Origin of the sequence: Chelativorans petroleitrophicus, from assembly GCF_025398195.1 — a bacterium.
Classification (GTDB): Bacteria; Pseudomonadota; Alphaproteobacteria; order Rhizobiales; family Rhizobiaceae; genus Chelativorans; species Chelativorans petroleitrophicus.
Window position 1 is genome coordinate 1 of sequence record NZ_JAODNV010000049.1, and the last position, 2,262, is coordinate 2,262.

A 2,262-nucleotide genomic window follows, 5' to 3' on the forward strand; every position below is an offset into this window, starting at 1 on the left:
TGAGAACGGCGGTGAGAAACTAGTCCACGGAAGCGGCGGCATGGAGCTGCTGCGGGCGGCGTAAAAGTCGTCCACCCTTTCCCTTTCTGCGACAGCAGGGAGGGCGCGAGGATTTTCAGCGTGGAACTATATCTCAGGGTTCGCCAGGCCTGCGCGGGGGGCATGAGCCAGCGTCAGGCGGCGAAGGCCTTCAACATCTCCCGTGATACGGTTGCGAAGATGATGACGTTCTCGGTGCCGCCGGGCTACCGGCGGACGGCCGAAGTCAGGCGGCCGAAGCTTGATCCCTTTATCCCGATCATCGAGGGCTGGCTTGAGGCGGAACGCTCCATGCCGCGGAAGCAGCGGCACACGGCGAAGCGGGTGTTCGACCGGCTTCGTGACGAGTGCGGGTTCACCGGCGGCTACACGATCATCAAGGATTACATCCGGGAGCGAGAACGGCGGGGCCAGGAAGTGTTCGTGCCGCTGGCGCATCCCCCGGGCCATGCGCAGGCCGACTTCGGCGAGGCGATGGTCAAGATTGGCGGTGTCGAGCAGAAGGCCCACTTCTTTGTTTTGGATCTGCCGCACAGCGACGCCTGTTACGTCCGCGCCTATCCGGCGGCTGTGGCCGAGGCTTGGGTGGACGGCCACATCCACGCCTTTGCCTTCTTTGGGGCAGTGCCGCAGTCGATCGTCTATGACAATGACCGATGCCTGGTGGCGAAGATCCTGCCCGATGGCACCCGCAAGCGGGCCGTCCTGTTCAGCGGCTTCCTGTCGCATTACCTGATCCGGGACCACTACGGCCGTCCTGGCAAAGGCAATGACAAGGGGAATGTCGAGGGCTTGGTGGGCTATTGCCGCCGCAACTTCATGGTGCCGCTTCCCGAGTTCACGAGCTGGGAGGCATTCAACCTTTGGCTGGAGGAGCAATGCCGCAAGCGCCAGCACGATGTCCTGCGCGGTGAGAGCGAGACGATCGGCGAGCGGTTGCAACGTGATCTGGTTGCCATGCGCCCCCTCCCGGTCGCGCCTTTCGACGCCTGTGACCAGGACAGTGGCCGCGTCTCGTCCCAGTGTCTGGTGCGCTACAAGACCAACGACTACTCGGTGCCGGTTGCCTTCGGCCATCAGGATGTCTGGATCCGGGCCTATGTCCACGAGGTGGTGATCGGCTGCCGGGGCGAGGTCATTGCCCGCCATCCCCGCTGCTGGGATCGCGAGGAGATCGTCTTCAACCCGATCCACTACCTGCCGCTGCTGGAGCAGAAGATCAACGCACTCGATCAGGCCGCACCATTGCAAGGCTGGGAGCTTCCCGAGGAGTTCGCAACGTTGCGCCGGCTAATGGAAGCTCGCATGAACCGACATGGCCGACGCGAATACGTCCAGGTCCTGCGGTTGCTCGAGACCTTTGATCTGGCTGATCTGCATGCCGCGGTGAAGCAGGCGCTTCAGATGGGCGCAATCGGCTTCGACGCCGTGAAGCACCTGCTGCTTTGCCGTGTTGAACACCGTCCGCCCCGGCTGGACCTGGACTGTTATCCCTATCTACCCAAGGCAACAGTCGAGAAAACCAGGCCCGGCTCCTATATGCGGTTGTTGTCGGGCGATGCGGAGGACGCGGCATGAGCGATGGTCCGGAAATCCTGCTCGCCCATCACCTCAAGGCGCTGAAGCTGCCCACGTTCCTGCGGGAACATCAGAAGCTGGCCCGGCAATGTGCGGCCGAAGGCATGGATCATGTCCGATACCTCGCCCGGCTTGTTGAACTGGAGTTGATCGACCGGGAGCGGAGGATGGTCGAGCGCCGCATCAAGGCCGCCAAATTCCCCACGGTCAAAAGCCTCGACAGCTTCGACTTCAGCGCCATCCCGAAGCTCAACAAGATGCAGGTGCTGGAACTGGCCCGCTGCGAATGGATCGAGCGGCGCGAGAACGTCATTGCCCTTGGCCCAAGCGGCACGGGCAAGACGCACATTGCCCTTGGCCTCGGGCTGGCGGCTTGTCAGAAGGGCATGTCGGTCAGCTTCACCACCGCCGCAGCCCTGGTCAACGAACTGATGGAGGCCCGCGACGAACGTCGCCTGCTTCGCTTTCAGAAGCAGATGGCTGCCGTCAAGTTGCTGATCGTCGACGAACTGGGCTTTGTGCCGCTGTCCAAGACCGGCGCCGAGTTGCTGTTCGAGCTGATCTCGCACCGCTACGAGCGCGGCTCGACCCTGATCACCAGCAATCTGCCCTTCGATGAATGGACCGAGACCTTCGGCTCCGAGC

Annotated in this window: 2 protein-coding genes; both read left to right on the forward strand. The window is 62.8% G+C overall.

Translation table 11 applies throughout. From position 1 onward, the window contains the following. Positions 1-120 precede the first annotated feature (120 nt). On the forward strand, positions 121-1,617 hold the full coding sequence (gene istA / locus NYR54_RS19040; protein ID WP_261517277.1) for an IS21 family transposase: 1,497 nt from the start codon (positions 121-123) through the stop codon (positions 1,615-1,617). Then, positions 1,614-2,262 (forward strand): IS21-like element helper ATPase IstB (gene istB / locus NYR54_RS19045; RefSeq protein WP_261517278.1); only part of this gene is annotated, 649 nt, incomplete at its 3' end. The genes istA and istB, both read left to right, overlap by 4 nt.